Raw genomic sequence first — 24,848 nt, 5'->3', positions numbered from 1 at the left:
TCATGGGCGCGCTGCGCCGGGGGCCCGCATGGTGACGACCTCGCCGTGGGTGCCGTAGGGCAGGACCTCCTCCTCGTACATCGACTCGTCGAAGGTGACCAGGAGCCAGTCGTCGCTGCCGGGCCGTGGGTCGGGGAAGACCTGCGGGAAGGGCGTGCCCGACGGATAGGGGGCGTCCAGGGTGCCACGCTGCCGCATCGTGAGATCCAGTCGCGGATACGTCCTGCGGGCGCGGTCGCTCACCAGCAGATACGGCCGCCCTGCGAACCACTGCCAGCGGCAGCCCTCCGTCTGCGCCGGTCCGGCGGGCACCGGGAGCCGGGCGATACCGTCCGCATAGTCGCCGCCGCGCTCGGCAGCCGCCAGCACCGGGCGGAAGCGCAACTCGGGCTCGTGCTCTGTGACATCGGCGTACGCCCACAGCCACCGGCCACCCGCGCGCAGCAGGGCCGGGTCCCAGGCACTGCGGGTGACCGGCGCGGCCAGCGGCCTGTCGTGCAGGACGTGTACTCCGCGCAGTACGTCGGCGGAGGTGGTGGTGTGGTAGAGCCGTACTCCCGGAGTGGGCAGATTGCCGCCGACGGCCAGGACGATGAACCGGTCGCGCGCCGGGTCGTGCACGATCTGCCCGCCATGGTCGCCGACGAGCAGCCCGTCCCGGGAGAAGAACACCTTGGCCACCTGTTCCAGGCTCCCCGGGTCCGCCGGGTCCATGGCCCACACGCCGGTGTGCGCCTCCTGTGAGAAGCCGGCGCCCGCGCATCCCGCGGTGAAGAACACTCTGCCGTCCCGTACGTAGGGGCGTCCCTCCGCCTCCCGCACCAGATGCAGATCGCGCAGCCCCAACTGCCCGAAATGCCCGCCGCGTACTCGGCGCAGGACAGCGCCCTCGCTACGGCACGCGTAGCGCAGCCGGCGCACGAGCGCGGGCTGCCGCAGATCGAGCAGTCCGGCAACGGTGCCCTTGTCGGTGAGCAGGGGCCGCCAGGGCAGTCCGGGACCTTCGGTGGCGGCGAAGACGGCGACGGTGCGGCCCGTCACGCTGCAGGCAAGTCGGAAAGGTGCCTGGAGCCGCGGCGCTGCGGTGGCGACCACCGTGGTGCCGCCTGCCGTACGGACCTCCAGCGATACGGTGCCCTCCGCGTCGCACCGGGCCCGCACCGCCTGACTGCCGTCGGCCGTCTCCAGCCCCGGCGCGACGGTGCCGCCGGGCCGCAGAGCGGTGACCTCCGCGACGACGGTCGCGAACGGCGCGGCCGGTCCGACGGGGGCCAACAGCCGTGCGGGCGTGGTGGCCAGCGGCCCGGTGTCGTGGTCGACGAAGCGCGGCGCGATCAGATCGACGGGCCGGTAGCGGCGGGTCACGGTGAAGTGCGGGTCCGGCAACGGGTGTTGCCGTTGCCGGTCTCCCGGGGCGCCCGATCGTGCTGCCGTCAGCGCGGTGGCACTGGCCGATGCGGCGAGCGCGGCGAGCGCCTGCCGCCTGCGGGGCCGCCACTCAGCGCTCACCGCTGGGGCACGGCAGGCAGTTCGGGCGCGCTCTCGATGGCCTGCCGGTCCATCCGGAACTCCGCGGGAAAGTGCTCCGCCGTCGTCCTCTCCGGCGGCTCGGTGCTGCGCCACGCATACCAGCAACAGGTGCACTGCCGCACCTCCCACGCCCCATCCGCCGCGACGGTAACCGTCTCGACGCGCTCGGACTGACACCTGGGACAGCTCATAACTGTTCTCCTTTCATTTGGGAATTGAGCAGAGCAGGGGGACGCGCCCCGAAGGGGCGCGGGGAACTGCTCCCTCAGCCTCCGGCCGGGAGGTGCCCCCACCAGCCACAACTCAGCCGCAGCCTGCAGCGTCGAGCAAGGGGCACCCCCTCACCAGAACAGGCGCTCCCCTCAACAATCACGTTCGCCCTCCCCGGTGAGCACGCGGAGCCGCTCCAGCCAAGCGACGGCCTCCGGCAAATCGCGGACCGGGGTCTCATGCCGACCACGCCGGTCCGGAGGGACCGGCGTGGTGGCGTCGAGCACGATCTTGCCGCTGACACCGGTCGGGTCCGAGGACGGATCCAGCGGCAGGATCGACATCTTCGGCAGGTGGATGACGTCGTCGCTCGGGTTGAACTTGGTGGACAGCGCCCACATCACCTGCGGCAGATCGAACGGATCGACCGTCTCGTCCACCACGATGACGACCTTGCAGTAGCCGAGGCCGTGCGGGGTGGTGGCGACCCGCAGCCCCACCGCACGCGCGAAGCCGCCGAGACGGGAGCGGGTCGAGACGATCGCGACCAGGCCATGGGTGTACATCGCGTTGACGGCGACCACCTCCGGGAACTCCGCGCGCAGTTGCTTCAGCAGCGGCACACAGGTCGCGGGGCCCATGAGGTAGTCGATCTCGGTCCACGGCTGGCCGAGATACAGATGCTCGAAGAGCGGGTCCGTGCGGTGGGAGACCCGGTCGATCCGGACCACCGGCATCCGGCGACCGCCCGAGTAGTGGCCGGTGAACTCCCCGAAGGGTCCCTCGATCTCCCGGACCCGGGACTCGATCACCCCCTCCATCAGCACCTCGCAGCCCCACGGCACGTCGAGGCCGGTCAGTGGCGCCCGGGCGATCGGCGCCGGCGCCCCGCGCAGCGCGCCGGCCAGCTCGTACTCGGACTCGTCGTAGGCCATGGGCGTGGCGGCGACGACGGAGGTCACCGGCTCGTTGCCCAGCGCGACGGCGACCGGCAGATCCTCGCCGCGCTCCTCGGCGATCCGCAGATGGCGCGCGATGTCGTGGATGGAGCCCGGCTGGATGCCGAACCGTCGTCTGCCCTTGCACTGGAGGCGGTAGATGCCCACGTTCTGCTTGCCGAAGTGGTCGGGGTCATCGGGGTCCCGGGTGACCACGGCGGCCTTGTCGACGTAGCAGCCGCCGTCGTGCGCGTTGAGCCGGAAGAGCGGCAGCACGCGGTAGAGGTCGATGTCGTCGCCCTCCACCGTGTGGGCGAGGAACGGCGGTGCCGCGCGGCGCTCGGGCGGCACCGGGAAGGACTCCCAGCGGCGGCTGAACTCCGCCACCTGCCGGCGGACCGGGGTGGCGGGCGGCAGGTCGAGCGCGATCGCGTGGTTGGCCCAGGAGCCGTGCACATTGAGCGCGACCCGGCCGGTGGGGTAACCGGTCACCTGCTCGAAGCACAGCGCCGGCGCTCCGGCACCCAGCCGGGCCGCCGCATTGGCAGCGGCGGCCAAGTCGGGCTCCGGGTCGACCGGTTCGGTGAAGCGCAGCAACTGGCCGTGTTTGTCGAGGACTTCGAGGAAGCCGCGCAAATCGTCGTAGGGCACGGATCGCCGCCTTCCGGCAGAGAGGTCGGTCAGGGACGGTGGTGCGCGAAAAGGGACGGTGGTACGCGAAAGCGGTCAGGACGTGGCGCGCAGCCGGGCGGCTCGCATGCCCTCCCAGCGGTGCGCGGGCGCCGGAAGCCCGACGGGCGCTTCCAGCCCGAACTGGTCCAGCACCCGCGACACCAGATGGGCCACGAGCTCGTCGATGGTGCGCGGCCGGTTGTAGAAGGCGGGCACGGGCGGCATGACGACGGCGCCCATCCGGGCGAGCGTCAGCATGTTCTCCAGGTGCACCTCGCTGACCGGCGTCTCGCGGGGCACCAGCACCAGTCGGCGGCGCTCCTTGAGCGTGACGTCGGCGGCACGCGCCACCAGGCCCTCGGTGTAGCCGGTGCGGACCGCCGCGAGCGTCTTCATGCTGCACGGCGCGATCACCATGCCGTCGGTACGGAACGAGCCGCTGGCCACGGTGGCGCCCAGGTCGTCGGGTGCGTGGCAGACGTCCGCCAGCGCGGTGACCTCGCCCGCCGTCCACTCCGTCTCCAGGCCGATGGTGGTGCGGGCCCACCTACTGAGTATCAGATGGGTCTCCACCTCGGGCACCGCGGCCAGCGCCTCCAGCAGCCTGATCCCGTAGACGGCGCCGGTGGCCCCGGTGATCCCGACGACGATCCGCCGTGCGGGCTGCGTACGGCCGTCCGCCGGCTCAGCCCGCACGGCCGGCTCCGGCAGCTGCCCGCTCCCCGGCGCCTCCCCCGGCCTCCGGCCGGGAGGTGCCTCCGGGCCGCGCGTCGTGCAGCGCGTGCAGCAGTTCGGCGGTGGTGGGGGTGGCGGCGCAGCGGTCGGTGGCGTAGTCGAGGGCGAGGTCGTGGAACTCGGGCGTGAAGTCGGCGACCGCGTCGGCCACCAGGAAGGGCTGGATGTCGTTGGTGAAGGCGTCCACGGCGGTCATCAGGCAGCCGATGTGCGCGTAGACGCCGCAGATCACCAACTGGTCGCGCCCCAGCCGGGCGAGCCGCTCCAGAAGGTCGGTGCGGGCGAAGGCGCTGTAGCGCCACTTGGTGAGGACCGGCTCGCCCTCGCGCGGCGCCACCTCGGGGAGGATGGCCCGGTGGACGGGGTCGGCGGACATGCCGGGCCCCCACACGTCGTACAGCAGCCCGCGCTGCTGCCGGGTCATATCGCCCGGCTGCGCCGTGTAGAGGACGGGCAGGCCCGCGTCCCGGGCCGCTGCGACGAGCTGCGCGGTGTGCGCCACCAGCTCCCGGCGGGGCGAGCTGCCGGGCGGGAAGAAGTCGAGGAAGTAGCGCTGCATGTCGTGCACAAGCAGCGCGGCACGGCCGGGGTCCGGCCGCCACAGGCCGCCTGAGGCAGCGCCCCGTACGTCGCGGGGCATCGGGTAGGTCACGTTGTCGGGTATCCGCACCGCGGAGCCTCCTTGGGTGAGTGAGCGGCGGCGCGGTCAGCGGCCGAGCGCGGCGCCGCCGTCCACGAACAGGTCGTGCATGGTGATCTGGGACGCCGCGGACGACAGCAGGAAGACCACGGCGTCGGCGACGTTGTGCGGCTCGGCGATCCGGCCCAGCGGGATGCCGACGCGGTAGGCGGCCGGATCGCCGTGCAGGGTGGCCTGTTCGCTCTGCTCGTCCTGCCAGAGGCTGTGCAGCATGGGGGTACGGGTGGAGCCGGGCGCGACGATGTTGCAGCGCACCCCGTACGGGGCGAGTTCGAGCCCGAGCGTCTTGGTGAACGAGGTGGCGGCGGCCTTCGAAGCGCCGTATGCCGCCATCTGCGAGCGGGGCACGGACGCGGCGTTGGAGGCGACCGTGACGATGGCGCCGCCCCGCCGCCGCGCCATCCGGCGTCCGACGGCCCGGGAGACGTGGAAGACGCCGGTCGTGTTCACGGCGAAGGTGGTGGTCCAGTCCTCGTCGCTCAACGCGAGCGCCGGCGCCGCGCGCAGCACGCCCGCGACGTTGGCCAGCACCTCCACCGGGCCCAGTTCGTCCTCGATCCGCGCCACGGTCGCGTCGACGGCCACGCTGTCGGAGACATCGAGCGGGTAGGGGTGTGCGTACCCTCCCGATTCCGTCACCTCCTTGACCAGTGACGTGAGCGGCTCGGCCGCGGAGTCGGCCGCCGCGACCTGAAGGCCGCGCGCCGCGAGTGCCCGTACGACGGCGGCACCGATGCCCCCCGCGGCACCGGTGACGAGCGCGACGGTGCCGCGCCCCGGATCGTCGGGCGTACTGTCCTGCTCCGCATTCGTGGTGTGCGTGTGGTTCATCGGTTCCCCCTAGGACGGGCCCGAGGCCGGCGCCTCGGACCCAGGTGTGTTCGGGCCCAGGAGCGTTCGGGCCCAGGTGCCTTCAGGCCCAGGTGTTCAGAAAGCGGCGGGCCTGTTCCGGGTTGAGGCGTGGGTCGCACAGCGTGGTGTACCGCTCGCCGAGACCCTCGGCGGAGCCGACGGGCCCGCCCACGCATTCGGTGACGTCGGATGCGGCGACCTCCAGGTGGACACCGCCCGCGTGCCGACCCTGCCGGTCCAGCACGGTGCGGAAGGCCGCGGCCTCGGCGATGAGGTCGGGCAGATAGCGCGTCTTGAGCCCGTTCGCAGCCCGCACGGTGTTGCCGTGCATCGGGTCGCACAGCCACACCACGGGGTGCCCCGCCCTGCGGACCGCCGCGACGATCGGCGGCAGCGCCTCGGAGATACGGGACCGTCCCATCCGGACGATCAGTGTGAGCCGGCCCGGCACGCGGTCGGGGTCGAGCAGCCGGCACAGCAGCAGGACCTCGTCGGGGGTGGCCGTCGGGCCGAGCTTGCAGGCGACGGGGTTGGCGACCGACGCCAGCAGCGCCAGGTGCCTGGACCCGGGTCCCCGGGTACGCTCCCCCACCCACGGCAGATGGGTCGAGGTCAGCAGCGGCTCGTCGACGTCCCGGTCGACGCGGCTGTCCCGGCCCTCCCAGTCACCCCGTCCGCCCCTGCTGTCCCGCACCAGCGGATGCTCGTAGTCCAGCACCAGCGCCTCGTGGCTGGCCCACGGGCCCGCGGTCCGTGCTCGCCGGCGGTCCCGCAGCGCTTCGAGGACGGTGGCGGCGGCTTCGTAGGCGCGGAGCATCCGGCGCGGGTCGGGGCGGCGTGCCAGTACCGTCGGCACCTCCGAGTTGACCATATGGCCGCGGAAGACCGGCAGTTCGCGGTCGCCGACCCGTTCGGTGGGCTGCGAGCGCGGCTTGGCGAACTGGCCCGCCAGCCTGCCGATGCGTACGACGTGCCGCCCCGAGCTGCGCTCCAGGTGGTCGCCGAGCTCGTCGAGGACCGCGATACGGTGCGCCGCCTGAGCGGGCCCGCACTCGTCCAGGCTCTCCGCACAGTCACCGGCCTGGAGCACGAGTCCGTCACCACGCGCGACCGAGGCGAGCGCCTGGCGCAGCTGCCGTACCTCGTCCACGTGCACGAGCGGCGGCGCGGCGGCGAGCCGGGCCGAGACCTCACCCAGCGCCGGGTGGTCGCTCCACTGCGGCTCTTGTCCGTGCCGGCCGGGCTCCGGTCCGTGCCGCCCGGGAGGGACCAGGTGCTGGACGCCGAGGGGGGCCTCCGGCGCCGCCGGCCGGCCCGCTGTGCCGTTCATGTGCTCCTCCGTGCATTGCTCAGGGTCGGGTCCGGGGTCGCCAGCGCGGTGCGGGCGAGCTGTGCCACCAGGTGGATGCCGTTCCTGGTGAGCACCGACTCGGGGTGGAACTGGGCCGAGACGAAACCGGTCCCGCGCAGCGCGTGCACCTCGCCGGTCTCCGGGTCCCGCGCGACCTGCACCTCGCCGGCCGTCCCGGCACAGCGCACACGGGACGAAGCGGAGTGCGCGGCGTAGGAGTTGTAGAAGCCGACGTGTTCCCGGCGGCCGAAGAAGTCGATCTCCTGCTGCACTCCCTGGTGCGGTACGGGACGCGGGCGCAGCTCGAAGCCGAGCAGCCGGGCGAGCACCTGGTGGCCGAGGCAGACGGCGACGAACGGCGTCGGCCCGTCGAGCAGCCGCGCCACGGTGGTGCGGACGGCCCGGATACGCGGGTCGGTGTCGTCCCGCGGGTCCCCCGGGCCCGGGCCGACCACGACGAGAGCGCCGGGGCCGGAGCGCGCGAGGTGCTCCGCCGCCCGGTCGTGGGGCACGACGGTGGTGTGCGCGCCGAGTTCCCGCAGTTGGATGGCGAGCATGCCGGTGAAGGAGTCCTCGGCGTCGACGACGCGTACGTCCACCCCCGTGAGCGGCTGGGTGCGGCGGCCGGCCGGCCCCCGGTCCGGTGCGGGCGGCTGCGCCAGCCAGAAGTCGGCCAGTGGGGCGTTACGCCGCTGCAGCGCCTCCCGTACCCGCGGGTGCCCGGCGAGCAGCGCGTGCGCCGGACGCAGCCGCGGGTGGGGCGGGGTGACCGGGCCCGGGACCGCCGGACCGTGGACGGGTGTGGGCTGTGGCTCCCCCGCGAGCCGCAGCCCCGCGGCGTCGAGCAGTCCGGCTGCCTTGGCCCGGGTCTCGGCGGCCTCCGAGTCCGGGTCCGAGTGCCGTACCAGGGTGGCTCCCACGCTCAGCCGCAGCGTGCCGCCGGAGTCGATGTGCGCGGTACGGATCAGGATCGAGGAGTCCAGCGCGGGACGCCCCAGGTGGTCGTTGTCGATGAGCGCGGCGACACCGCTGTAGTAGCCGCGGCTCTCCCGTTCGTGCCGTGCGATGACGCGGCACGCGTTCTCCAGCGGGCTGCCGGTGACGGTGGGCGCGAACATGGTGGCCCGCAGAATGTCCACCGGGTCACGGTCGCTCTCGCCCTCCAAAAGGTACTCGGTGTGCGAGAGGCGCTCCATCATCTTCAGGTACGGCCCGTGTAGCCGGGCCCCGCGCTGGCACACCCCGGCCATCATCTTGAGTTCCTCGTCGACGACCATGGACAGTTCGTCGGTCTCCTTGCGGTCGGACAGGAACGAGAGCAGACCGTCGAGTTCGGCTCCCGAACGCGGGTGCCGGTAGGTGCCGCTGATCGGGTTCATCACGGCACGACCGCCGTTGAGGCAGATGTGCCGCTCCGGCGTGGCTCCGACCAAGGTCTGGTCGCCGGTGTGGATCACGAACGTCCAGTAGGCGCCCGGCTGGCGCAGCAGGCGGCCGAACATGGCCAGCGCGCCCAGGTGGGCGGGACCGGGCAGCTGCGCGCTCAGGGTGCGGCAGATGACGAAGTTGGCCCCGGCTCCGGTGGCGATCTCCTCGTCGACGACCTGGCGTACCCGCTGCGCGTACTCGGTGTCGTCCAGGTCGAAGGCGGCCTCGGCCGCCGTGGCGGGCAGCCGCTCCAGCAGCGGCAGCACGTCCTGCACGGCGGCCTCCGCCCGCTCTTCGACCAGCATGGCCAGCACGGGCTCCTTGCCGTCGTGGCAGGCGAAGCCGCGTTCGGTGATCTGGCGGAAAGGCAACAGGGCGAGCACCGCCCGGGAGGCCGGCATCCCGGTGCAGTGCCACGACAGTTCGCCCAGTTCCCGTAGTTCGGCCACGGGCCCGGTGAGGAGCTCCAGGGCGTCCCGGCCGTGTGCGGCCGGTCGCCACAGCAGGGCGAAGGGCCCTGGGTCCGGCCCCAGGAGGCGCTCGATCGTCCTGGTGGTGGCGGAGCGCTGTGTCCGGGGCGCGGAGTCGGCGGATGCGGATGGTAGTCCCACGATCGTTCCCTCCAGCGAAAGGAGGCCCCCTGTCCGTCGCGCGGCCGGTGCGGCCGCGGGCAAAGGACCACGCGCGGCGCGCTGTCAGGGGCGCCGCTGCATGGTCACTCTCTCCTGGCCCGCACCAGGGACACATCACGTGTTCTCGGGATCGTCGGGAGTGTGGTGTTCCAGCACGGCTCGTGTCAGTTCCACCCGGTTGTTGACGGCGAACTTGGCGAAGCACTGGCGCAGATGGCTGTCGACGGTGTGCGGGGAGAGGAAGAGCCGCTTGGCGACCTCGCGGTTGGTCAGTCCCTGGGCGACGAGCATGCCCACGCGGCGTTCGGACTCGGTCAGCGACTCCCAGCCGGGAACGGGGGCCTGCGGCTGGTTTCCGCCGGTGCGCGCCGGCTGCTCCTTGAGCCGGCCGCGGACCCTGCGCGCGAGCAGGCTGGCGCCGGCCTTCTCGTAGAGGCACAGCGCCTGGCGCAGCCGGGTCGTCGCCTGCTGGCCGGCTCCGGCGGCGCGCGCCAGCAGACCGCTGTCCTCCAGGGCCGAAGCCAGCGCGAGCGGCCGGGCCGCCAACCGCTGCTCCTGGTGGGCCAGTTCCACCAGCCGGACGTCGTCCCGCAGCACGCCCTCCGCGTGCATGGCGGCGCCCTGCAGCGAACGCACGGCCGGGTGCCGGCCGGTCAGGTCCCGCATCACCGCCACCACCGTCGCGGCCTGTTCCCGGGCTCCGGCGCAGCGGGCGATACGGACCAGTGCCGCTGCGGCCTCCGGCTCGCGGCCGAGCAGCCGGGGGCGGGTCGGCAGCGTTCCGTAGAGCGGGCGCAGGGTGCGGAAGGCGCCCGGGGTGTCGCCCTCCGCGTGCTGGAGCAGGCCGCGTCGCCACAGCAGGTCCTCGGGGGCCGAGTCCATGGTGTCGAACGGGCCGAGCGCGGCGCAGCGCAGGTGGTAGCGGGCGGTTGGCACATCGTCGCGCAGCAGGGCGAGATGGCTGAGCAGCGCGAGCGTGGTGGAGCCGACCGGGCTGTGCGGCTCCGCGCAGGCGACGGCGGCCTCGGCGGCCTGCTCCGCCTCGAACAGCCGGCCGGCGGCGAACCGCACCAAGGCGCGCTGGAGGTCCCACATCGGCCGCAGCCAGGTGTCTCCCTTGCGCCGGGCCTGCTGCTCCCCGAGCCGCACCATGGTTTCGGCCTCGGCCAGTTCGTCGTACGCGGCGAGCGCTGCAGCCATCATCAGATGGGGGTAGTGGTGGGCCGTCTCCCGGCCGCCGAGGTGTGCGAGGTGCATGGCCTCGCAGGCCCGCGTCACGGCCTGGTCGAGGTCGCCCGCGTTCAGCGCGCACCGGCTCAGCGTCATGTCGGCGACCAGCCGGGTGAGCAGGTCGGCGCTCTCCTCGCCCGCCCGCAGCGCCCGGCGGCCGGTCTCGACGGCGGCGTGCGGCTGCATGTCGCACAGGTGGGCGACACTGCGGGCGGCCAGCAGCCGAGCCTGCTGCGCCGGAGAGTGCACGGACTCGCCGAGGAAGCCGACGGCCTGGCCGGTCAGTCCGTCGTTCCGGCCGGTGTAGAGCCAGGCCGAGGCGACGGCCAGCAGGGTGCGCACCTGGACGGCGCTGTCCGCGGCCTTGGTTCCTCCCTCGCGCAGCACACTGGCCACCAGGGCACGGGCCTCCTCGTGGTGCCCCGCGGTGGCCAGCAGCCGCACCGAGTCGGTGACCCCGTGCGGTGAGTTGCTGGTGCGCTCGATGAAGGCGAACAGCCGGCCGGAGGTGTCCTCGCCGGGTCTGCTGCCGAGCGAGATGTGCCGGGCGACCTCGTCGGCGGCGGCCCCGTCGTGCTGGAGCAGATTGGCGGCCTCCCGGTGCAGTGCCATCCGGGTGGCGCCGGGCAGGTTCTCGTAGACCGCGTCGCGGACCAGCGGGTAGCGGAAGTCGATGCCCTGCTCCCGTTCGACGAGCACACCGTCGCGCAGCGCCTCGTGGGCTGCGGCGGCCACCTGGAGCGCCGGCCGGTCCAGGAGCGCACTGGCCTCGTGCAGGGTGCCCGGCCGGTCGAAGACGGCGAGCGCCGTCACCAGCAGCCGGGCATCCTCGGACAGGTCGTTCAGCCGCAGCGCGACGGTGTCCAGGACGCGGCGCGGCAGTTCGTCGCTGCGCAGTCCCGCACGTTGGGAGCGGACGCGCACCAGGCCGTCCTCCGTCAGCGCGTCGAGCAGCAGTTTCACCAGTCCGGGCGCGCCCCCGGTGCGGTGGACGAGCTCGGCGAGCCGGGGCTCCATGGTGGCGCCGAACGCCGTGGTGGCCATCTCGTCCATGGCGGCCACATCCAGCGGGCCCAGGCTCAGCCGGGTGGCGTGCCGGGCAGCGACCTCCTCCAGCACCGTGCTCGCCGCGCTGATGCGGCCACCGGTTCTGCGGGCCAGCAGCCAAAGCACAGGCAGCTGACTGGTGCGCCGCAGCAGCGCGGCCAGCAGCAGGGCCCGCGCTTCGGGTAGCCGTTCGGTGTTGTCCAGTGCGACGGCGAACGGGTCGCCGCAGGCGCTCAGTTGGCGGAGCCGCTCGTCCGGATCGCGCTCCGCGATCACCTCGTCGCCCCGTACGAGACGCAGCCCCAATTGGGCGGCCTCGGACCGGACGGTATGCAGCAAGTGGGTCTTGCCGATACCCTCTGGCCCCTCGATGCTCACGCAGCCGCCGGTGCCGCTTCGTAACTTCTCCAGCATGCCGCGCAGCACGCCCCGTTCTTCGTGGCGGCCCGCCGTGGGCGCTTCGCGCGGCACTGTCAGTCCGGTCAAGGACACGTCCCATCTCCCTCGGAATGACGACGGTGCCTGCCTCGATGGACGTCGACGTACCGCCGCTGGGGGCGGCACCGTGCCGGGACGCGTGGGCACCGCGGCCTGGCACGCCGTACGTCGGCGGTAGGGAGGCTTGCCAAAGGGTCACTTGTCGTGGACCGCACAGCAGGACCGGGGACTCCTGATGCGCTGCGAGTCGGCACAGTCGTGGTCGAATCAGTGGTCGAATAGATCGGCTGATTCCTGTGACGCTGTCGGCCACCGACAGCACGGCAGCGGCGTCCGCTGATCCACCCCCCGTGGACTTCCGCTCTCACTCAAGCTCTTGGCGCACTCGAGCAGTTGGTGCCCTCCAGCTCTGCACGCGCCCGGAGCTTTCCTGCGCTTCTCAAGTCGTACGCGAGCGTGGCGCTCAGAGCCATGCATACAGGAATCCCGGGGCGGAAGACAGCACTCCCCTTCGGCTCGCGGAGCCTCGCAGACGGCCCTCACGAACGGCCCCCCGCAGGCGGCCGCACGCGGCCCGGCCGCTCCCCCGCCGCCTCGCATATCCCGCGTTCGCGTGAGGTGATCGCGGCTCCCTCCGTACCAGGCTGGCCGTGGCTGACACAGCCACGCTTCGCCGATCGCCGGTGCCCGCAGCGGTTCCGGCCCATCCAAGGAGGCAGCCGGTGCACCGACGTGCCCTGCTCACGGGAACGGCCGCCCTTGTGGCCACGGGCGCCACCACCCCGGCCTTGGCCCGTACCGCGCGGGAAACGCCGGGGGAAACGCAGCCCCGGCACCGCCCGGTGGCCCGCACCTCGGCGGGTGCGGTGCGGGGCACGGACGAGGACGGGATCGCCGTCTTCCGGGGCGTGCCCTACGCCCGGCCGCCGCTGGGGCGGCTGCGTTTCGCACCGCCCGCACCGCCGCTGCCGTGGACCGGGATACGCGAGACGGTGGAGTTCTCCCGGCCCTTCCTCTCGCCCGGTGCGCGCGACGGTACCGAGGATGCGCTCTACGCCAACGTGTGGACGCCCGACCTCACGGGCAGCAGCCCCGTTCTCATCTATGTGCACGGCGGTGCCTGGCTGTACAACACCGCAAGCAACCCGACGTACGACGGAAGCGGCCCCGCGCGGCGCGGCGGACTCGTCGTTGTGACCTTCAACTACCGGCTGGGCTGCTTCGGCTGGGGACTCCACGAGGGCTTCGGCACCGGCGACGCGGCGGCCAACTGGGGGCTCCAGGACCAGGCGGCGCTGCTGCGCTGGGTGCACGAGAACGCCCGGGCCTTCGGCGGGGACCCGGACAACATCACGCTGTGCGGCACCTCGGCCGGCGGCTCCAGCGTGTGGCAGCTCGCCCTGCATCCGCGGACCCGCCCACTGGTCCGCCGTATCGTCCCGATCAGCGCAGCCCATGTGTGGACCCCGGCCGGCGCCCTGACCCCGCGCGACGCGCACAGCACGTACGAGAGCACGGCGCACCGGTTGGACAGCACCGTGGCCGGGCTGCGCCGGCTTCCCGCACCGGCGGTGATGGACGCCTGGGAAGGCCACTTCGCGGGCGCTCCGGACACGCGCGAGGTAGGCAGCGGCCGGATGTTCCGCGGCCCTGTCATCGACGGCCGCTGGGTGCGCGGCTACGACCACGAGCTGCCGACGCCGGCGCTGCCGGCCATGGTGATCAACACCCGTACAGAGGGCTCGTTCTACACGGATGCGACCGCGCCCGCACCGCGCACCGAGGCCGAACTGCGGCGTATGACACGGGAGTACCTGCTGGTGGGCGCACGCGAGGTGCCCGACGCGCTGCTGGACGGCGCGCTGGACGCCTACCGGGCCGCAGCGCGCGCCGACGGACTGCCCGACGACCCGCTCTCGCTCTACACCGAGATCTACGGCGACGGACTGTTCCGCTACCAGATCCTGCGGCTGGCCCAGCGCCGCGCCCGCGAGAGCGGACTGCCGCAGTACCACATGGACTTCGCCCATCCTGTGCTGCCACCGCGGCACGGAACGCCGCACGAGGCGACCTCCCCGTTCCTCTTCGGCACCTACGGCATTCCGCAGAACGCGCCGGTGTACGGGGACGGCCCGCTGGAGCGCCGGATCTCGCACACCTTCATCGACCTGGTGGCCTCCTTCGCCCGCACGGGAGTGCCGCTCAGCCCGAGCGTCCCCCGGTGGCCAGTCTTCGCGGCCCGCGCTCCGCACTCCCTGGTGCTGGGCGGCGAGCGGGTGGCGCACGTGGCCGCCACGCCCAAGCTGCGCCAGCTCGCGTTCTGGGACCGGGCCGGCTGGGTGCCCAGGCCCTGACGCGGCTTCGCGGTCTTCCCGAGTCCCATCTCCAGGACCGGCCCCAGCCCCACCCCTTGGACCCCCTGTCCCCGACCCCGGCCACAGGCCGACAGGAAGGAACACCATGTCCGACGCACAGCAGGAGCGCTATCTGGTGATGGGTGCCACCGGCGCCCAGGGTGGCGCGGTGCTCAGGCAGTTGACCGCACAGGACCGCACCGTGGTGGGGATCGCCCGGGGCGCGACCGGGGCGGGCACGATGCCGGCCGCCGCGACCGGGCACCCGGTCGACCTCGCGGACCGCGACGCGCTGTGCCGCGCGTTCGACGGGGTGACGCGGGTGGCCGCGAGCCTTCCGCTGGTCTACGACGAGGATGTGGCCGCGGCGTACGCCAAGAACATCGCGTACGCGGCAGAGACGGCCGGGGTACGCCGGATGGTGTTCAACACCAACCTGCCGGTGCCGGCGGAGCCGACCGGCTACCCGGCGTTCGAGACCCGGCGGATCGCGGAGGAGACACTGCGCGCTGCGGACGTGCCGGTCACGGTGCTGCGCCCGCCGCTCTACCTGGACAACCTGTTCGGTCCCGGGCACGCCCCTGCGCTGGTCAACGACGGGGTGCTGGCCTTCCCGCTGCCCACCACGCTGCCGGTCAGCTGGATGTCGCTGGACGACATGGCCGCGGCCACGGTGGCGGCCCTGGAGGGCGCCGACGAACTGGTCGGCTCCGCGCTGCGGATCGGCGGCCCGGAAGCCGTCACGGGGCCGCGGCTCGCGGCGCTCTTCGAGGACGTACTGGGCCGGGATGTGACCTTCCGCCCGATGGCTCCCGGCGACTTCGAGGCCGCGGTGAGCGCGGTGCTCGGTCCGCAGCTCGGCGCCGGCATCGCGGGCGGCTACCACTGGGCGTGCGCCTCGGCCGGAGCCGACGCCTTCACCGCCGACGCGGCGGCCACCGAGAAGCACCTGGGCGTCCGGCTGACCCCGCTGCGCCAGTGGATCGCCGCCCAGCCGTGGAGCCGGTGGGCCGCACCCGCCGCACCCGCCGCACCCGCCGCACCCGCCGCACCCGCCGCACCCGCCGCACCCGCCGCACCCGCCGCAGCGAACGAGGAGGACGCGCAGTGGAACTGAGGACGTTGGGCCGCACCGGTATGCAGGTCAGCCCGCTGTGTCTGGGCACGATGATGTTCGGCGTCTGGGGCAACCCCGACGTCGAGGAGTCGGTCGGCGTGATCGAGGCGGCGCTGGACGCCGGGATCAACTTCGTGGACACCGCCGACGTCTACTCCTGGGGCGGCTCGGAGGAGATCGTCGGGAAGGCGCTGGCACGCCGCAGGGACGAGATCGTGCTGGCCACCAAATTCCACTTCCCGATGGGTGACGGGCCGCACCGGTCGGGCAACTCCCGGCGGTGGATCACCCGCGCGGTGGAGGAGAGCCTGCGTCGGCTGGGCACCGACCGGATCGACCTGTACCAGGTGCACCGGCCCGACCCGGAGACGGATCTGGAGGAGACCCTCTCCGCGCTGACCGACCTGGTCGCCGCGGGCAAGGTGTGCGCGGTCGGCACCACCACCTTCCCGGCCGAGGAGATCGTCGAGGCGCAGTGGGTCTCCGAGCGGCGCGGACTGGTCCGGTTCCGTACCGAGCAGGCACCGTACTCGCTGCTCAACAGGGCTGCGGAGGCGGCCACGTTCCCCACCTGCATCCGGCACGGCCTCGGGGTGACGACGTGGAGCCCGCTCAGCGAGGGCTGGCTGACCGGCAAGTACCAGGGCGAGATCGATCTGAGCCAGGGCCGGCAGGCCGCGCACCGGGCCAACTTCGACCTGGAACTGGCCGGGAACCGGCGCAAACAGGCCACCGTGGGCCGGCTGGCCAAGCTCGCCTCGGACGCCGGGCTGACGCTGATGCAGCTGGCCCTCGGCTTCGTACGCAACCACCCGGCGGTGACCTCGGTACTGATCGGGCCGCGCACCCGCGAGCAGCTGGACGGCCTGCTGGCGGCGGCCGACACGGTGCTGGACGCCGACCTGCTCGACCGTATCGACGACTGCGTGCCGCCCGGCACGGTGCTCAACCCCGCCGACGCGCACTACACGCCCGAGGCGCTGGCCGACCCGGCGCTGCGGCGCAGGAACGGCGTCGGCGCCCCCGTGGCCCCCTCCTGGGAGCGCCGCGGGCCCTCGGCCCCGCCGAACGCGTGAGGCCCATCCGTCGCAACTGCTGAGAGGAAACGACACGTGGACAGCACGGACAGCACGGACACCCTGACCGACATCAGCGAGGAGGTACGCGGCGCGATCGCCGAGGGGCGCCCCGTTGTCGCGCTGGAGTCCTCGCTCATCGCCCACGGGCCCGGCTACCCGGCAAGCGTGGAGATCGCGCTCGCGCTGGAGAAGGCCGTACGGGACGCGGGCGCGGTGCCCGCCACCCTGGGCATCGCCGACGGCAGGTTCGTCGTCGGCATGGACGAGGAGATGATCGAGAGGTTCGGACAGAGTAAGGGCACCCCGAAGGTGAGCGCCCGGGACATCGGCCGGGTCATGGCGGGCGGCGGCCTCGGCGCGACCACCGTCGCCTCCACCATCGTGGGCGCCGAGCGCGCCGGGATCCCGGTGTTCTCCACGGCGGGTATCGGCGGTGTGCACCGCGGGGCGCAGGAGACCTTCGACATCTCGGCCGATCTCCAGCAGTTCACCCGCAGCCGGATGACGGTGGTGTGCGCAGGCGCCAAGTCGATCCTGGATCTCGAGCTGACGGCCGAGGTGCTGGAGACCGCCGGAGTCCCCGTACTCGGCTACCGCACCGACTCCCTGCCCGCGTTCTACGTACGTGAGTCGGACGTCCCGGTGCCGCGGGTGGACGACCTGGCGCAGGCCGCGCGTTCGGTGCTGCTGCACTGGGAGGTCAACAAGGGCGGCTCGGTGCTGCTGACCGCGCCCATCGACGAGCAGGACGCACTGGACGGTACGGAGATCGAGCGGGTCATCCAGCAGGCGCTCGACGAGGCCGGCCGCGCCGGGGTGGTCGGCAACGCGGTCAGCCCGTTCCTGATGCGGGCCGTCGGCGAGGCCACCGCGGGCCGCTCGGGTGCCGCGACGCGCTCGGTGCTGATCAGCAACGCGCGGCTCGCCGGCGAGTTCGCCGTCGCGCTGTCCGCCGTGCGGGAGGAGAGCTGAGATGGCCGTCTCCACCGGTCCCGTACGACGGGGCGTGATCTTCGATCTGGACGGTACGCTCGCCGACACCGCGCCCGCCATCACCTCGGTCACCGCCAAGATCCTGAGCGCGATGGGGCGTTCACCTGTCGAGGCGGAGATCCGCGCGACGGTGGGCAAGCCGCTGGACCAGAACTTCGCCTTGCTGCTCGGCGTCGATCCCGGCCACCAGGACGTCGGACAGGCCATGGCCGAGTACCGCCGGCTGTTCGGCGAGCATGTACGCGCGGAGGGGCCCAGGCTGCTCTTCCCGGGCGTCGCCTCCGGGCTGCTCCAGCTGCGGGAGGCCGGCAGGAAGCTGGGCATCGCCACCTCCAAGGTCCACGCCGCAGCCGTCAAGACCGTCGAACTGACCGCGATCGCCGAACAGTTCGACGCCATCGCCGGGCACGACAGCGTGCCGCGCGGCAAGCCGCACCCGGACATGGCGCTGAAGGTCGCCGAGGAACTCGGCCTCGCGCCCCAGGAGTGCGTCGTGGTGGGCGATGCGACCGGTGACATCGAGATGGGCGTCGCCGCCGGGATGGCCACCATCGGTGTCGGCTACGGGGTCGCCGAAGCGGCGGAGCTCACGGCGGCCGGTGCCGATACCGTCGTCGACTCCTTCGACGCGGTGGTCACGGCGGTACTGACCGGTGTTCCCGTCGGGGCCTGAGCGGCGGACCGGGCGCCGGGGCAGCACTGCCCCGGCCCCCGGCCGTGTCCGGAAGACACGCGATTCCGGAAGACACGCAATATCCGGAAGCGGAAGCTACGCAGACATCCAGCGAAGGAGAACGCCATGGCAGAAGACGCCATGACAGCGCAGGAGGCCGCCGAGCGGCGAGCACTGCTGGTACGGATGACGTACGGCTATATGACCTCGCAGATGATCCGTACCGCGGTGGAGCTGCGCATCCCCGAACTGTTGCGCGAGGGACCGCGCACCGGCGCCGAACTGGCCTCGCTGACCGGCACCCATCCACCGTCGCTGCACCGGCTGCTGCGGGCCCTGGTGACGTTCGGCGTACTGGCCGAGCCGGAGCCGGGCACCTTCGGCACCACGCCCACCGGCGGGCTGCTGGACGCCTCGGCCCCCGGCCATCTCGTCGACATCGCCGCGCTGTTCTGCGGGGAGGAGTTCTGGCGCTCCTGGTCGTATCTGACCCACAGCATCACCACCGGCGAGGCGGCTTTCGACACCCTGCACGGCACCGACTTCTACTCCTACATCGCCCAGCATCCCGGATTCGCGCAGACGTTCCGTGCCGCGATGGCCGCGAACGCCGCTTTCGAGGCGCCGTTCATCGTCGCCGGATACGACTTCTCGCCGTACCGCACCCTGGTCGATGTCGGAGGCGGCGACGGGACGTTGCTGGCGGCGATCCTGGAGCGCTGCTCCGGCCAGGCGGGCATCGTGCTGGAGACGCCCGCCATGGCCGAGCAGGCCCGCGAGCGGCTATCCGAGGCGGGGCTGGCGGCCCGCAGCGAGGTGGTGGCGGGAGACTTCTTCGACAAGGTGCCCGAGGACGGGGACGGCTACCTCCTCAAGAGCGTCCTGCACAACTGGGACGACGCCCGGGCGATCGACCTGCTCCGCAGCTGCCGTGCCGCGATGGACACTTCGGACACCCTGCTGGTGCTGGAGCCGGTGCTCCCCGACACCGCCCGCGAGTCGGTGTGTGTGGAGACCGCGTTCAGCGATCTCAACATGCTCGTGCTGACGGCAGGCGGCTTCGAGCGGACCGAGGCGCAGCTGCGGCACGTCTTCGCGGAGGCCGGTTTCGAGCTGGCCGGAATCTCCCCGACGATCGAGGCCACGGACTTCCGCGTGGTACGGGGACGGCCGGTGCCGCGATGAGAACCTCGCAGACCATGGCGCGCCCGGCTGCCGCCGGTACCGGGCCGCCGCGGGGGCGCCGCCCGGGACTGGTCGTCCACAAGTACGGGGGCAGCTCGCTGGCCACGCCCGAGCTGATACGGCACGCCGCCGGGCGGGTCGGCGCGGCACGGGCCAGGGGCGAGCGCGTCGTCCTGGTCGTCTCCGCGCAGGGCGACACCACGGACGAGCTGCTCGCCCGGGCCCGGCACTTCACGCCCGGCGGGGCAGCTCCTGGCACGAACCTGCGCGAGGCCGACCAGCTGCTGGCCACCGGGGAGATCGCCTCGGCGGCCCTGATGGCGATGGCGCTGCACACACGCGGCACCCGCGCCCTGTCGCTGACCGGCGGCCAGGCAGGCGTCAGGGCACTGGGGCGGCACGGCTCCGGACTGATCGACCGGCTGGCGCCGGGCCGCATCCTGGGGCTGCTCGACGCCGGTGTCGTTCCGGTCGTCGCCGGCTTCCAGGGCGTCAACTCCAGCGGTGACACGGTGACCTTGGGCCGCGGCGGCTCGGACACCACCGCGGTCGCGCTGGCCGTCGGCCTGGGGGCCGAGCGCTGTGAGATCTACACGGATGTCGCGGGCGTCTTCAGCGCCGACCCCCGGGTGGTCGCAGCGCCGCGGCTGCTGCCGCACATACCCGTCGACGTGATGGCCGAGATGGCGTTCACCGGCGCCCGAGTACTGCACTCCCGCGCCGTGGAACTGGCCGCCCTGCACCAGATGCCCACCCATGTGCTGAGCTCCGCCACGGAAGGACCAGGAACAGTGATCACCGGTACGTACGAGACGGCGCTGGAGACCGCGCCGGTCGTCACCGCCGTCACCCATGACACGGACGTGGCCCGGGTGCTGGTGCGCTGCGCGGGCGCGGGGCGGGACATCGCTCCCGATGTCCTCCGCGTACTCGCCGAGCACGCGCTGCCCGTCGATCTCGTGGCCCGGTCAGGGCCGCAGGAGGAGGAGTTCCGGATGGGCTTCTCCACCCGGCGCGGCGAACTGTGCGGGGCGCGGGATGCGTTGGAGCGGTTGGTTGGGGCGCTCGGCGGTGAGTTGCGGGTCGATGAGGAGGTCGGCAAAGTCACTGTCGTGGGCACCGGGCTGCTCAACCGTCCGGAGTGCACTGCACGGATGCTCAGCGCCCTCGCGGACGCCGGAATCCCCACGACGTGGATTCTCACCACCCAGATGCGGGCCTCGGCCCTCGTTCCTGCCGAGCGCCTCGCGGAGGCAGTACGCGTCCTCCACACGGCGTTCGCCTTGAACGCCGCGCGCGTTGGCGGCTAGGGCTTCTCCGGCGCCTCTTGCTGCGGCCCTCCTTTGTGCCGATGAGGGGGTGCCCCTGCTTGTCGTCCGCGGGCTGCAGGTGCGTTGTGGCTTGGCGCGCAGTTCCCCGCGCCCCTGACGGGGCGCGGGTCCCCTACTGTGCTTGGGCAGTCTGCTCCCCCAAGCTCTTCGAGCAGGGGGTACCCCCAGGGCGCAGGGTGGGCAAGCGCAGCCCCCATGCGGGGTACGCAAGAGCCGCCGGGCACGCACCTGGCCGCCGCAGCGGTGTTCAGCTGCAGCGGCAAGGGGTCGGCGGGCTCAGCCCGAATGTTGGGGCGATCCCTCAGGGGTGCCGCCGCGAGGGAGCAGGGACGTCAGCGCGGTGACGACGACCAGCAACCCGACGTCCCACCACAGCGTGCGCTGCATCGCGTTGGTGTAGGTATGGGCGCGAGCCTCATCCGCCGCGGTGGCCAGCGCCCGGCCGGCCTCCGCGCGGGCCGGCCCGGGAACAACCTCCAGCGCCGCGGGGCAGCCCCGCGGCGCTGCCGCACCCTCCTGATCTGCCATCTGCCGCTCGTGGCAGGCGGTGAAGGCGCCGACGACCCGATCCTGTGCGGTGCCGGTGATGGCGGCGGCGCGCAGGTCGCGCCGGAGTTCGGCGACCACCGCGTCGGAGCCGGGGCCCGCCTGCGAGCCGACGGCGCCGAAGAACAGCACCCCGATGACGGCGACGCCGACCACTCCGCCCGCCTGCATCACCGCGTTGAAGACTCCGGAGGCCGCTCCCGAGTCGGAGCCGGGCACTTCGAGCAGGCTGACGTTGGTCGCCTGCGCCATCACCAGGCCCATGCCCAGGCCGCCGACGAGCAGCGAGGGGATCAGATACCAGCCGCTGAGGTCGGTGCCGGCCAGCTCGATGGTGCCGATCAGCAGCAACAGCCCGACGACCATACCGACGGCGCCCAGGGTGACCACGATCCGCTTCGGCGCGGTCCCGGCGTTGCTGATGAAGATGGCGGCGAGGGTGACGCCGATCGGCCAGGCCAGGCTCGCGGCACCGGCGGCCAGCGGTGAGTACCCGAGTCCGCGCTGGAGGTAGAGCGTCATGATGAGGAAGAAGCCGATGATCGCGGTGAGGAAGCTGAGCATCACCACGAGCCCGGCATTGAAGGCACGCAGCCGGAACAGCGAGGGCGGCACCAGCGGCGAACCGTCCGCCGCCTGCTTGCGGCGCTGCCACACGACGAAGAGGCCGATCACCGGGAGCGCGGCGACCATCAGGCCCCAGCCCCAGCCGGGCCAGCCCAACTCCCGGCCCTGGAGCAGCGGATAGAGGACGGCGAGCAGCGCGCCGGTGATCAGGACGACACCCAGCGGGTCCAGCCGCAGCGGCTTCTCGCTCCGGCTCTCCGGCAGCAGCCGCACCGCCATGACGAAGGCGCAGATACCGACGGGCAGGTTGACCAGGAAGATGGGCCGCCAGTCGAGCCCGAACAGATCGGCCTTGAGCAGCAGCCCGCCCAGGATGGGACCGCTGACGTTGGCGGTTCCCGCGATCATTCCGTAGAGGACGAAGGCTCCGCCGCGTTTGGCGGGCGGAATGGTGGCCGCGATGATCGAGAGCACCTGAGGCACCATCATGGCCGCCATGGCGCCCTGCACGACGCGTCCGGTGATCAGCATCCCGGGCGAGACTGCCGTACCGCATAACACGGAGGCCGCGGTGAAACCCGCCATGCCCAGCAGGAACAGCCGCCTGCGGCCGAAGATGTCACCGAGCCTGCCGCCGGTGATGAGCATGAGGGCGAAGGGGAGGGTGTAGCCGATGAGCGACCACTGGATGGCCGAGTTGGTGGCTCCCAGGTCGCGCTGGATGGCGGGGATGGCGACGTTGACGATGTTCGCGTCCAGGACGTCGACGAAGACGGCGATGAGGACAACGGTGAGGACGCCGCGCGAACTCCCGCTCCGCGGCGGGGCTTCGGGCGGGCCGGTGGCCGTCGTTGCTTCACTGCTCATGCTGCTGGTCCCTTCGAGGCAGATCAGTGCTAGCTTGGTTACCTTAGTTCCTAAGATATTTACGACGTGAGGGAAGTGCAACCGCATTGGGCAACACACACGCACACTCAGGAGGCCCGCACCGCCGGGAGCTGACGCGGGCGATCTACCAAGAGGCCCGCACGGTGGCCACCCGGCAGGCACTGGCCGACCAGGCCGTCGCGGCGCGGCTCGGCATCGGCAGCACGGACCTGCTCTGCCTCGGCGTGCTCGACCACGCGGGCCCGCTCACCGCAGGCCGGCTCGCCGAACTCACCGGGCTGACCACGGGCGCCGTCACCGGCGTCGTCGACCGGTTGGAGCAGGCCGGGTTCGCCCGCCGCAGCAAGGATCCGGCCGACCGGCGCAAGGTGATCATCCACCCCGAGAGCGCCCAGCGGGAGCGGACCGGCGCGCTCTACTCGCCCGTCCTCGACGCACTCGACGCCTGGTGCCAGACCCACTCCGAGGACGAACTGGCAACGGTGCTGGACTATCTGCGCTCCTTCAGCGAAGCGCTCCCTGTATTGACGGAGCGCCTCCGCTCGGAGAAATGAATCCCCCGGTTGTGGGCATGACGGGGCACCCCGCAGGGAATCGCACCCCGCGGGGAGTGGCGTGATTGCGTGACGGGATCGCGGGATGTGCTCCGGCGGCGGGCCCGGCAGGGTGCGGGGCATGGGAAAACGGCATGCTTCGGCCGAACGGCCCGTCCCCGTCCTGATCGTCGGGGCCGGCCCGGTCGGCTCGACTCTCGCACTGGAGCTGGCGCACCACGGCGTCGCCTGCCTCCTCGTCGAACGGCACGGCGCACCGTCGCCGCATCCGAAGATGGACTTCGTCAACGGCCGGAGCATGGAGCTGTTCCGGCGCCTGGGCGTGGCCGACGAGATCCGCGCCGGCGGCGTACCCGCCCGGCACTCGTTCAACTTCCAGTGGTTCCGCAGCTTCGCCGAGCCGCCGGTCGACGAGTGGACACACCCCTCCGTCGACGAGGCGTTCGCCCACATCGCGCGGACCAACGACGGCACCGCGCCGCTGGAGCCGTACCAGCGGCTCCCGGGCAACGTCCTGGAGGAGCTGCTGCGCCGCCGGGCCGGTGAGCAGCCGCTGGTCGAGCTGCGCACCGGCACCGCCTTCCGGGAGCTGACCCGGCAGCGGGACGGCACCCTGGCGGCGACGCTGACCGACATGGCCACGGGCGAGGAGTACCAGGTTCGGGCCCAGTACGTGGTCGGCTGCGACGGCGCGGGCAGCGCGGTACGGCGCGGCACCGGCATCGCCATGCCCACCGTCGGCCCGGAGACCGATCACTGCGATGTCTACTTCCGCAGCACGGACCCGCGGCTGCGCCCGTACGGCAGATACTTCCTGGGCATCTCGGCGGGCGGCGCGACGCTGGTCTCCCGGGACGAGAAGGACACCTGGACCGCCTTCTTCCCGGAGCTGGACGACACCGACTTCGAACGCGACCCCATCGGGGTGCTCAGCCGTCGGCTGGGCACCGACATCACCGTCGAGGAGGTCCTGAAAGTCACCCGGTGGCGGGGCCGGATGCGGGTGGCGGAGCGCTACCGCGAGGGTCGTGTCTTCCTCGCCGGCGATGCGGCGCACGAGTTCTACCCGATGGGGGGACACGGGGCGAACACCGGGCTGGCTGACGCCGTCGATCTGGGCTGGAAGCTGGCGGGGGTGCTGCACGGCTGGGGCGGTCCCGCGCTGCTGGAGTCGTACGAGGCCGAACGGCGGCCGGTCGCGCTGTTCAACCGCGAGATGTGCTTCAACCTGCTGGAGGTCTGGCAGCGCTTCCCGCAGCTGGCGGCAGCAGGCGCACCGCCCAGTCATCTGGCGGGCTATCTCGCCCAGGAGCGCTACCAGATCGAGAACACCGGCATCCACTTCGGCTACCGCTACAGCTCCTCGCCCCTCGTCCTGGCCGAGCAGACGGACACCGGCGAAGCGCCGCCCACCTGGCGGTGGACCGGCATCACCCCCTCGACCTGGCCCGGTTCCCGGGCGCCCAGCGTGCGGCTGCCGGACGGCACACCGCTGCTCGACCGGCTCTCCCGGGGGTTCACGCTGGTCGACTTCTCCGGGAAGGAGCTCGGCCGGGACGCGGCCACGGCCGCCGACAAGCGGGGCATCCCGCTGGACGTACTGGCCGTGGACGACCCACACGCGCGGGGGGTGTGGGAACGGTCCCTGGTCCTGGTCCGTCCCGACCAGCACATCGCCTGGCGCGGCGAGACGCCGCCCGCCGACTGGAGCGAGGTCCTCGATCAGGTCAGCGGCAACGTGACCGAAGGGCGGCGGCCGTGACCCTGGCCGACCCACCCTCCGCAACGTCACCTGCCA

General features: G+C 72.5%; 19 protein-coding genes. 9 read left to right on the top strand and 10 right to left on the bottom strand.

What is annotated here, in order from left to right; genetic code table 11:
* The 9 genes from ACTWQF_RS06435 to ACTWQF_RS06395 form a co-directional block, all read right to left on the bottom strand.
* Nucleotides 1–1,509, bottom strand: coding sequence for a hypothetical protein (locus ACTWQF_RS06435; RefSeq protein WP_443277915.1), 1,509 nt, complete (start codon nucleotides 1,507–1,509; stop codon nucleotides 1–3).
* Nucleotides 1,506–1,721: a non-oxidative hydroxyarylic acid decarboxylases subunit D gene (locus ACTWQF_RS06430; RefSeq protein WP_443277913.1), complete on the bottom strand. Its 216-nt coding sequence runs from the start codon at nucleotides 1,719–1,721 to the stop codon at nucleotides 1,506–1,508. The genes ACTWQF_RS06435 and ACTWQF_RS06430 overlap by 4 nt, the downstream gene beginning before the upstream one ends.
* Before the next feature lie 171 nt (nucleotides 1,722–1,892).
* Nucleotides 1,893–3,329 carry a non-oxidative hydroxyarylic acid decarboxylases subunit C gene (locus ACTWQF_RS06425; RefSeq protein ID WP_443277911.1) on the bottom strand — a complete coding sequence of 479 codons (1,437 nt, stop codon included), beginning with the start codon at nucleotides 3,327–3,329 and terminating at the stop codon, nucleotides 1,893–1,895.
* A 75-nt stretch (nucleotides 3,330–3,404) separates the two neighbouring features.
* The gene (locus tag ACTWQF_RS06420; RefSeq protein WP_443277909.1) at nucleotides 3,405–4,046 is read right to left on the bottom strand and encodes a UbiX family flavin prenyltransferase; all 642 of its coding nucleotides are present in this window, start codon (nucleotides 4,044–4,046) and stop codon (nucleotides 3,405–3,407) included.
* Nucleotides 4,036–4,755: an isochorismatase family protein gene (locus ACTWQF_RS06415; protein ID WP_443277907.1), complete on the bottom strand. Its 720-nt coding sequence runs from the start codon at nucleotides 4,753–4,755 to the stop codon at nucleotides 4,036–4,038. The genes ACTWQF_RS06420 and ACTWQF_RS06415 overlap by 11 nt, the downstream gene beginning before the upstream one ends.
* A gap of 36 nt (nucleotides 4,756–4,791) precedes the next feature.
* Nucleotides 4,792–5,616 carry a 2,3-dihydro-2,3-dihydroxybenzoate dehydrogenase gene (locus ACTWQF_RS06410; protein WP_443277905.1) on the bottom strand — a complete coding sequence of 275 codons (825 nt, stop codon included), beginning with the start codon at nucleotides 5,614–5,616 and terminating at the stop codon, nucleotides 4,792–4,794.
* An 82-nt stretch (nucleotides 5,617–5,698) separates the two neighbouring features.
* Nucleotides 5,699–6,967, bottom strand: coding sequence for a 3-deoxy-7-phosphoheptulonate synthase (locus tag ACTWQF_RS06405; protein ID WP_443277903.1), 1,269 nt, complete (start codon nucleotides 6,965–6,967; stop codon nucleotides 5,699–5,701).
* Entirely contained in the window at nucleotides 6,964–9,027 is a 2,064-nt protein-coding gene (locus ACTWQF_RS06400) for an anthranilate synthase family protein (RefSeq protein WP_443277901.1), read from the bottom strand. The genes ACTWQF_RS06405 and ACTWQF_RS06400 overlap by 4 nt, the downstream gene beginning before the upstream one ends.
* Nucleotides 9,028–9,162: 135 nt before the next feature.
* On the bottom strand, nucleotides 9,163–11,817 hold the full coding sequence (locus ACTWQF_RS06395) for a LuxR C-terminal-related transcriptional regulator (RefSeq protein WP_443277899.1): 2,655 nt from the start codon (nucleotides 11,815–11,817) through the stop codon (nucleotides 9,163–9,165).
* A gap of 668 nt (nucleotides 11,818–12,485) precedes the next feature.
* On the opposite strand from ACTWQF_RS06395, the gene ACTWQF_RS06390 reads away from it, so the two are divergent.
* The 7 genes from ACTWQF_RS06390 (at nucleotide 12,486) to ACTWQF_RS06360 (ending at nucleotide 20,474) form a co-directional block, all read left to right on the top strand.
* Nucleotides 12,486–14,117, top strand: coding sequence for a carboxylesterase family protein (locus ACTWQF_RS06390; RefSeq protein WP_443277897.1), 1,632 nt, complete (start codon nucleotides 12,486–12,488; stop codon nucleotides 14,115–14,117).
* Nucleotides 14,118–14,223: 106 nt separating this feature from the next.
* Complete coding sequence (locus tag ACTWQF_RS06385) at nucleotides 14,224–15,234, top strand: SDR family oxidoreductase (protein ID WP_443277895.1); 1,011 nt, start codon at nucleotides 14,224–14,226, stop codon at nucleotides 15,232–15,234.
* The gene (locus ACTWQF_RS06380; RefSeq protein ID WP_443277893.1) at nucleotides 15,225–16,310 is read left to right on the top strand and encodes an aldo/keto reductase; all 1,086 of its coding nucleotides are present in this window, start codon (nucleotides 15,225–15,227) and stop codon (nucleotides 16,308–16,310) included. Before ACTWQF_RS06385 ends, ACTWQF_RS06380 begins: the two co-directional genes overlap by 10 nt.
* Nucleotides 16,311–16,346: 36 nt before the next feature.
* A complete protein-coding gene (locus tag ACTWQF_RS06375) occupies nucleotides 16,347–17,285 on the top strand; it encodes a pseudouridine-5'-phosphate glycosidase (RefSeq protein ID WP_443277891.1) in 939 nt (312 codons plus the stop codon).
* A 1-nt stretch (nucleotide 17,286) separates the two neighbouring features.
* Nucleotides 17,287–17,979 (top strand): HAD family hydrolase, encoded by a 693-nt coding sequence (locus ACTWQF_RS06370; RefSeq protein ID WP_443277889.1) that lies wholly within the window; start codon nucleotides 17,287–17,289, stop codon nucleotides 17,977–17,979.
* 126 nt (nucleotides 17,980–18,105) lie between these two features.
* A complete protein-coding gene (locus tag ACTWQF_RS06365) occupies nucleotides 18,106–19,164 on the top strand; it encodes a methyltransferase (RefSeq protein ID WP_443277887.1) in 1,059 nt (352 codons plus the stop codon).
* Complete coding sequence (locus tag ACTWQF_RS06360; protein ID WP_443277885.1) at nucleotides 19,161–20,474, top strand: aspartate kinase; 1,314 nt, start codon at nucleotides 19,161–19,163, stop codon at nucleotides 20,472–20,474. The genes ACTWQF_RS06365 and ACTWQF_RS06360 overlap by 4 nt, the downstream gene beginning before the upstream one ends.
* A 297-nt stretch (nucleotides 20,475–20,771) precedes the next feature.
* On the opposite strand, the gene ACTWQF_RS06355 is transcribed toward ACTWQF_RS06360, so the two are convergent.
* Nucleotides 20,772–22,475, bottom strand: coding sequence for an MFS transporter (locus tag ACTWQF_RS06355; protein WP_443277883.1), 1,704 nt, complete (start codon nucleotides 22,473–22,475; stop codon nucleotides 20,772–20,774).
* A gap of 86 nt (nucleotides 22,476–22,561) precedes the next feature.
* Here ACTWQF_RS06355 and ACTWQF_RS06350 point away from each other — a divergent pair, with 86 nt between their 5' ends.
* Both ACTWQF_RS06350 and ACTWQF_RS06345 read left to right on the top strand, forming a co-directional pair.
* Nucleotides 22,562–23,050: a MarR family winged helix-turn-helix transcriptional regulator gene (locus tag ACTWQF_RS06350; protein WP_443277881.1), complete on the top strand. Its 489-nt coding sequence runs from the start codon at nucleotides 22,562–22,564 to the stop codon at nucleotides 23,048–23,050.
* A 121-nt stretch (nucleotides 23,051–23,171) separates the two neighbouring features.
* Complete coding sequence (locus ACTWQF_RS06345) at nucleotides 23,172–24,812, top strand: FAD-dependent monooxygenase (protein ID WP_443277880.1); 1,641 nt, start codon at nucleotides 23,172–23,174, stop codon at nucleotides 24,810–24,812.
* Nucleotides 24,813–24,848: the final 36 nt, after the last annotated feature.

The organism is Streptomyces sp. 8N114 (assembly GCF_052245835.1).
In the GTDB taxonomy this organism is placed as follows: domain Bacteria; phylum Actinomycetota; class Actinomycetes; order Streptomycetales; family Streptomycetaceae; genus Streptomyces.
The sequence above is the reverse complement of the archived record's forward strand: the minus strand, read 5'-3'. Positions and strand labels throughout refer to the sequence as shown.